The organism is Micromonospora sp. CPCC 205561, assembly GCF_036906775.1.
GTDB lineage: Bacteria > Actinomycetota > Actinomycetes > Mycobacteriales > Micromonosporaceae > Micromonospora.
The window spans coordinates 271,071-277,628 of the sequence record NZ_JBAKHV010000002.1 but is presented as its reverse complement, the minus strand read 5'-3'; the positions used below and the strand labels follow the sequence as shown (position 1 = coordinate 277,628).

Below are 6,558 nucleotides of genomic sequence, written 5' to 3'. Positions count from 1 at the left end.
AGGGTGTCGGACATGGTCTTCTCCACTCCGTGAACCGGTACGGCAGGCGCCGGCGGCCGCGCCGCCGAAGCCGAGCACCAGCGCGCCGGCCGCGCCGGCCCGGACCACGCCGCGCCGGGACACCTCCGCGTTCACCACGTCCCCGAAGTACGCGTTGCCGGAGGTGTTGGGAACCGGGTGGTCGCACGCGTTGCCGCACCGGTACAGACAGGTCATGGCGTCGCGGCTGCCGTGGCGGGTGGCGCCGAGCAACGGGAGCAGCCGGGGACGGTCGCTCATGGAAGGAGCCTCCTGGAGGGGGTCGGTGCACGCCGGAGCAGCCGCTGGCGTGCGTACCCGCCGGACGCTAGGAGGGCGCGGTGAGCGGGCGTCGGCGACCGCGTGAACCGGGCGTGAACACCTCGGCCGGGACGCCCGCCGTGACCTGCGGCTGAACCGACCGGGGCGACGGCACGTATTCCCCTGCGGACGCCACCGCCGGGCTCGCGCCGACAGCGAGGAGACCGCCATCACCGACCACGACGCCCAACTGCTCCGCGCGCTGCACGACGAGCACGCGGAGGCGCTGTACGCGCACGCCCTCCGGCTGGTCAACGGTGACCGGCAGCGGGCCGAGGACCTGGTGCAGGAGACCCTGCTGCGGGCGTGGCGGCACCCGGAGTCGCTCGACCCGGAGCGCGGCTCCGTGCGGGCCTGGCTCTTCACCACCGCCCGCAACCTCGCCATCGACGCCTGGCGGCGGCGTTCCGCCCGGGTCGGCGAGGTCTACACCGACGAGCTGCCCGAGCCGCCGGAGACCGTGGACGAGGCGGAGCGCGCGGTGGAGGCATGGATGGTCGCCGAGGCGCTGGGCCGGCTCAGCCCCTCCCACCGGGAGGTGCTGGTGGAGTGCTTCTACCAGGGGCGGTCGGTGGCGGAGGCCGCCTCCCGGCTGGGCGTGCCGCCGGGCACCGTCAAGTCCCGCACCCACTACGCCCTGCGCTCACTACGGTTGGTCCTGGCCGAGATGGGAGTGACGGGATGACCCGGTGCGAGTTCGCGCACGACGACGGCGCGTACGTGCTGGGTGCGCTGGCCCCCGCCGAACGGGCCGCCTACGAGCGGCACCTGGCCGGCTGCGCCACCTGCCGGGAGGCCGTCGCCCAGATAGCCGTCCTGCCCGGGCTGCTCGGCCGGCTCGACCCGGCCGGGCTGGAGCGGTTCCTGCCGCCGCCGGAGAACCCCCGGGTGCCCGAGCTGCTCGCCGCCGCGCGGGAGCGCCGGCGCCGCGAGCGGTCAGCCGTCCGCCGCCGGTACGCCTCCACCGCACTCGCCGCCGCCGCGTTGGCCCTGGTCGTCGGCGTCGGCACCGCCGCCCTGCTGCCCCGCCAGGCGGCCACCCCGCCCGCCGCGGAGGTGCCGATGGTCGCCATGCAGCCGGTGGCCGGCGCCGTGCCGGTGCACGCCCAGATCGCCCTCAGCGGCACCGACTGGGGTACCGAGGTGAGGATGCGCTGCGGGTACGACGCGAAGGCCGGCTACACCAAGGCGTACACCTTCCGGCTGGTGGCGTACGGCCCGCAGGGCGCGACGGAGCAGGTCGGCTCGTGGCTCGCCGCCCCCGGCGACGACCTGCGGATCGCCGGGGCGACCCGGTTCACCGACGCCGAGCTGGTCCGCCTGGAGCTGCTCCGGGCGGACGGCACCCCCGTACTCGCCTACGACCTCCGCTGAGCGGGCGCGCGCCGGCCGGTCGGCCGTCGGCGCCCCGGCTGACGGTGGGCCGGTCAGCGGGTCGCGGCGAGGGCCTCGGCCCGGCGGGCGGCGAGGGCCCGTCGGGAGTGGCGCAGGGCGTCGACGGTGAAGACGATCAGCGCGGCCCAGACCAGGGCGAAGCCGGCGAGCCGGGCGGGCGGCATCGGCTCGTGGAAGATCAGCACGCCGCAGCCCAGCTGGAGGATCGGGGCGAGGTACTGGATCATGCCGAGACCGGTGAGCGGGAGCCGGTTCGCCGCCCCGGCGAAGAGCAGCAGCGGGATCGCGGTGGCCGCCCCGGCTGAGACGAGCAGCGCGGTGTGCCCGACCGACACCCGCCCGAAGGTCGCGTCGCCGCCCGCCGTGAGCCAGCCCAGGTAGGCCAGCGCGGGCAGCGCCAGCACCGCCGACTCGACGAAGAGCCCCTCCGCGGCGGGCAGCCCCAGGCGCTTCTTGACCAGGCCGTACCCGGCGAAGCTGAGCGCCAGGACCAGCGCCAGGTAAGGCGGCCGGCCGTAGTCGACGGCCAGCACGACCACGGCCAGCGCGCCGATGCCGAGCGCCCCCCACTGCGCCGGGCGCAGCCGTTCGCGCAGCACGGTCACGCCCAGCAGCACCACCACCAGTGGGTTGATGAAGTAGCCCAGGGCCGTCTCCACCACCCGGTCGGAGTTGACGCCGTAGATGTAGGTGCCCCAGTTCACGGCGATCAGCGCGGCGGCGGCGCCGATGCCCGCCAACGCCCGGGGCCGGCGCAGCAGCGCCCGCAGGAACCCGACGTTGCGCAGCGCGCCCAGCAGCAGGGCGACGAAGACCACCGACCAGACGATCCGGTGGGCCAGGATCTCCATCGGCCCGGCCGGGCGCATCAGCTTCAGGTAGAGCGGGAAGAACCCCCAGAGCAGGTACGCCACGATGCCGTAGAGGTAGCCGAGGCGGAGTGGCGTCACGCCTCCACCGTAAGGGGCGGTGAGCCGTCCGGATCCTTGCCGGTGACCGGGTTCACCGCCCGGTCCCGCTGGTCGAGCTGCATCCAGCGGTGCGGATCGGTCATCGGGGCGAAGCCGACCCTCGCGTACACGCCGTGGGCGTCGGAGGTGGCCAGCAGGATCCGGCGTACGCCCAGGGCGGCGAGGTGGTCGCGGACCGCCCCGGCGAGCCAGCTGCCCAGCCCGCGCCCCCGCTCGGCGGGATCCACGTAGACGTCGCAGAGCCAGCCGAAGGTCGCCCGGTCGGTGACCACCCGGGCGACCGCGACCTGTCGGCCGTCGCCCGGACGGTAGACGCCGAACGGCACGGACCCGGCGAACGCCCGGGCCACCGTCTCCCGGTCCCGCCCGATCGCCCAGTACGCGTCGGTGCAGAGCCAGTGGTGCACCAGGTCCAGGTCGATGCGGTCCGGATCGGTGCTGAGCAGGTAGCCGTCGTCGCGGGTCAGGGTGAACATGCCGGTGACGCTAGCCCGCCCACCCGCGTGCCGCCCCGGGGATTCCCGTCCACCGGTCGGTCGCTTCTCCCGCGCCGCGGCCGGCCGGCCACGGACCGGGTCAGTCGCGGTCGAGAACGGCGCCCAGGATCCAGGTGACGATCCCGACGAGGAGCGCGCCGAGCACCGCCTCCGGCCAGAAGCCGTCGACGTGGAAGGGCAGCCCGGCCTGGTCGGCGATCCAGCTGGTGAGCAGGAACAGCAGCCCGTTGACCACCAGCGCGATCAGCCCGAGGGTCAGCAGGTAGAAGCCGCAGCCGACGGTCTTGATGATCGGCTGGAGCACCGCGTTGACCACTCCGAAGATCACCGAGACGAGGACCAGCGTGGTCACCGCCTCGACGGCGGACGCCGAATCCAGTGTGATGCCCGGGATGAGTAGCGTGGCCAGCCAGAAGGCCAGCACCGTGCTGCCCAGCCGGATCAGCAGCCCCTTGAGGAAACCCATGGCCGGGATCGTGTCACGGACGGGCCACCCGGGAAACCCGCGACACCGTCCGTCGGCCGCGCCGGGATCAGCGGCGGGAGGGGCGACCGACCAGCTGCGACTCGATCGGGGTCGGAGAGAGCAGCGCCCAGCGCAACGCCCGGCGGTTGACCACCGCCACCATGTCGTCGCGGATCCGGGTCAGCCACTCCGCCGATCCGCCCAGGCCCAGCGCGGCGCCGGCCACGGCGGCCTCGGCCGGGTCGAGCGGTTGCAGCACCGCCAGGTCGGCCCGGCCCAGCGCGTCGGCGTCGGCGGGGGTCAGCTCGTCGCGGACGAGCAGCGTCGTCTGCCACGGGAAACCCGGCTCCGGGCCGGCGGGCGTCGGGCCGGCGTCGACCACCACCAGCAGCGGGCGCAGCGGCGTACCCGGTTCGGCCACCGGCCGGCCGGGCGGGAGCACCGGGATCATCGCGCCGGGGGTGCCGACGCCCCTCACGAACGGCTCCCACCCGCGCGGACGGACGGTCTGCACCACCACCCGGGCGCCGAGCGCCATGGCCCGTACCGTGACGAGCTGCGCCGCGCGTACCCCGCCGACGAGCACCACCCGGGTGCTCTCCGGCCGGAACAGCCGGACGGTGACCGCGCCACCGTGCCGGTTGGTGCCGACCATCAGCCCCGCCGCGCCGAGGGGCAGCTCCAGGCCGGCCGGTGCGGGCCCCGGGCCCGGCCCGCCCGGCGCCGCTAGCGGCAGCGTCCCGGCCAGCCCGCCGAGCTGCTCACCGTCGAGGCGGCGCACCTCACCGCCGGACTCGGCCACCAGCCGCCGCAGCGACTGCGCCGCCGTCGAGAGCTCCGCCGGGCTGGCGGCGGCCAGCCGTACGGTCAGCTCGATCGGCGCCGCCGCCGGGTCGGCGCCGGCCCACGGCCCGGCGCAGAGCGACACGGTGGTCGCGGTCGCGGGCAGCGCGAGCAGCCGGGACACCAGCCGCCGGCCGGCGTCGGCGGCCGGGTCGGGCCAGCGGAGCAGCCGGAAGGTGGTCTGGAGCAGGTCCCCCGCGCGAACCGCCTGCCAGGACTCCTGCGCGGGGTGGGCGTCGTGGTGGGCCAACTCCGCCAGCACCCGGAGCGTCGCCCGCTCGCCCAGCGGCCGGGCGGTCGCCGGCCCGAGCCGGCGGATGATCCGGCGCATCGTGCCGGCGAGCGCCCGCCGCAGCTCCTCGCCGGTCCAGCCCTCGACGCGGAGCACCCGGACGGCGAGCACTGCCCGGTCCCGGCCGGGGAGCCGCCCGTCGGTGAGCTGGCGGTAGGAGGTGCCGACGGTGCCGCCACCCGCGCCGACGGTCGGCGCCGGTGCGCCGGTCAACAGGAGCTGGAGCCGGACCGGGGGGCCGTCGGGCGCGGCCGCCGGCAGCAGCGACGCCGGTGCCGGCAGGGTGCCGGGAACGTCGCCGATCAGGTTGGCCGGGTCGCCGACCTCCAGCAGGGCCACCATGCCCGTGGCGTCGTCCAGCACGGCGGCCGGCGTGCCGGCCAGCTCGGCGGGGCGGACGACGGCACCCGGGTCGACCAGGCTCAGCAGGGCCGCCGGGCCGGCGGCCGGGGACAGGGCGCGGCGCCGGGTCGCGTAGCCCAGGCCGGTGGTCAGCCACTCGTGGAGCCAGCGCCCCCGCAGCCGCACCCAGGCCACGGGCAGCAGCAGCGCGGCCACCGCCACCGCCACCGCCGTCGCGGGCACGCCCCGACCGGCCGCCGCGACCACGGCGGCGACCGCCACCTGGGTGGCGACGACCTGACCGGCCCGTACGCCGGCACCGCGCCGCCGGGCCGCCGGAATCCACTGTGGGGGAAGGTCGGTCCGGGGTCCCGGCGGGCCTCCGGCGGGACCGGCCGGCGCGATCGGCACGGGGGCCACGACGGGCGGGCCGGGCTCGTGGACGCGAGCCGTCCGGTGCGGGCCCGGACCGGTGGTCACCGTCACCGCGCCTCCTCGAACCGTCACTCGCCGCGACATCGACGCCGCCCATCGTAAGGGGCGCGCCCGCCGCGAGGGGGTCGTGGGTCGTCCACAGGGGAGGGCGGCGGGGTAGCAGAAAAGCTATCGGACCGCTACCGTCAGCGACGAGTTTCGCTGAGTCCGCGCCCGCCGTGCTCGACGCGGGGCGGCGTGAGCGGCGCGTCCGGTGAGCGGGCGCGCGCACGGCCAGCCACTACCGAGGAGACGAGGTGACGTCCCGGGTGTCCCAGACCCAGGCAGAAGCAGCGGTGATGCAGCAGACCGCCGCGAAGTTCGAGCAGGTCGACCAGTCCCTGCAGTCCATGCTGAGCAGCCTGATGGCGGAGTTGGAGGTGTTGCAGCAGGCCTGGCGTGGTGCCGGTGGGCGCTCGTTCGAGCAGGTCAAGCAGCAGTGGGCGCAGGACCAGGCGGCGCTGCAACGCGCGCTGCGCGAGACCGCCGGCGCGATCCGCACGGCCGGTCAGCACTACGACGTCTCGGACGCCGAGGCGGCCAGCCGGGTGTCCACCACCAACCGCGGCGGCATCCAGCTGCCGCTCTGACCCGGTCTCGGGGGAGGAGACATCCGATGGACCACGGTGTACTCGTCGTCAACTTCGCCGCCCTCCAGCAGGCGAACGCGGACATCCAGAAGGCGCTGAACGCGCTCGACTCGCAGCTCGGCCAGCTCGAACGGGACGCCGCCCCGCTCGTGGCGAGCTGGTCGGGCGAGGCCCGGCAGGCATACGAGCAGCGGCAGGGCCGCTGGCGCTCGGCCTCGCAGGACCTTCAGGCCATGCTGCGCGACATCAAGCTCGCGGTCGGCGACTCCGCGGCCGACTACCTCGACACCGAGAAGAAGAACGTCGGCCTGTTCCAGTGAGCTCCGCCCGGTGGTGGCGCCGACCCTCA

At 75.7% G+C, this 6,558-nt stretch carries 8 protein-coding genes and 1 pseudogene; 4 read left to right on the top strand and 5 right to left on the bottom strand.

Annotated elements, in window-relative coordinates:
* Positions 1–279: pseudogene (locus tag V6V16_RS03590) on the bottom strand (phosphatase); the annotation flags it as partial.
* Between the two features lie 250 nt (positions 280–529).
* On the opposite strand from V6V16_RS03590, the gene V6V16_RS03585 reads away from it, so the two are divergent.
* The gene (locus V6V16_RS03585; protein ID WP_334559422.1) at positions 530–1,024 is read left to right on the top strand and encodes a sigma-70 family RNA polymerase sigma factor; all 495 of its coding nucleotides are present in this window, start codon (positions 530–532) and stop codon (positions 1,022–1,024) included.
* Positions 1,021–1,713, top strand: coding sequence for an anti-sigma factor family protein (locus V6V16_RS03580; protein ID WP_334559395.1), 693 nt, complete (start codon positions 1,021–1,023; stop codon positions 1,711–1,713). The genes V6V16_RS03585 and V6V16_RS03580 overlap by 4 nt, the downstream gene beginning before the upstream one ends.
* A 53-nt stretch (positions 1,714–1,766) precedes the next feature.
* Here V6V16_RS03580 and rarD read toward each other — a convergent pair whose 3' ends face one another.
* The 4 genes from rarD to eccE form a co-directional block, all read right to left on the bottom strand.
* Positions 1,767–2,684 (bottom strand): EamA family transporter RarD, encoded by a 918-nt coding sequence (gene rarD / locus V6V16_RS03575; RefSeq protein ID WP_334559393.1) that lies wholly within the window; start codon positions 2,682–2,684, stop codon positions 1,767–1,769.
* Positions 2,681–3,181 carry a GNAT family N-acetyltransferase gene (locus V6V16_RS03570; RefSeq protein ID WP_334559391.1) on the bottom strand — a complete coding sequence of 167 codons (501 nt, stop codon included), beginning with the start codon at positions 3,179–3,181 and terminating at the stop codon, positions 2,681–2,683. The genes rarD and V6V16_RS03570 overlap by 4 nt, the downstream gene beginning before the upstream one ends.
* Before the next feature lie 100 nt (positions 3,182–3,281).
* Positions 3,282–3,668: a phage holin family protein gene (locus V6V16_RS03565; protein ID WP_334559390.1), complete on the bottom strand. Its 387-nt coding sequence runs from the start codon at positions 3,666–3,668 to the stop codon at positions 3,282–3,284.
* Positions 3,669–3,735: 67 nt separating this feature from the next.
* Positions 3,736–5,664, bottom strand: coding sequence for a type VII secretion protein EccE (gene eccE, locus V6V16_RS03560; RefSeq protein ID WP_442934021.1), 1,929 nt, complete (start codon positions 5,662–5,664; stop codon positions 3,736–3,738).
* A gap of 224 nt (positions 5,665–5,888) precedes the next feature.
* Between eccE and V6V16_RS03555 the strand changes: the two genes are divergently transcribed.
* Both V6V16_RS03555 and V6V16_RS03550 read left to right on the top strand, forming a co-directional pair.
* A complete protein-coding gene (locus V6V16_RS03555) occupies positions 5,889–6,209 on the top strand; it encodes a WXG100 family type VII secretion target (RefSeq protein WP_089003743.1) in 321 nt (106 codons plus the stop codon).
* A gap of 26 nt (positions 6,210–6,235) precedes the next feature.
* Positions 6,236–6,529 (top strand): WXG100 family type VII secretion target, encoded by a 294-nt coding sequence (locus tag V6V16_RS03550; protein ID WP_334559389.1) that lies wholly within the window; start codon positions 6,236–6,238, stop codon positions 6,527–6,529.
* The last annotated feature ends 29 nt before the right edge of the window (positions 6,530–6,558 follow it).

Excerpts from the sequence above, each read along its gene's own strand:
- eccE (WP_442934021.1), bottom strand. The coding sequence starts at position 5,664 with ATGTCGCGGCGAGTGACGGTTCGAGGAGGCGCGGTGACGGTGACCACC.
- V6V16_RS03565 (WP_334559390.1), bottom strand. The coding sequence starts at position 3,668 with ATGGGTTTCCTCAAGGGGCTGCTGATCCGGCTGGGCAGCACGGTGCTG.
- V6V16_RS03570 (WP_334559391.1), bottom strand. The coding sequence starts at position 3,181 with ATGTTCACCCTGACCCGCGACGACGGCTACCTGCTCAGCACCGATCCG.
- V6V16_RS03550 (WP_334559389.1), top strand. The coding sequence starts at position 6,236 with ATGGACCACGGTGTACTCGTCGTCAACTTCGCCGCCCTCCAGCAGGCG.
- V6V16_RS03580 (WP_334559395.1), top strand. The coding sequence starts at position 1,021 with ATGACCCGGTGCGAGTTCGCGCACGACGACGGCGCGTACGTGCTGGGT.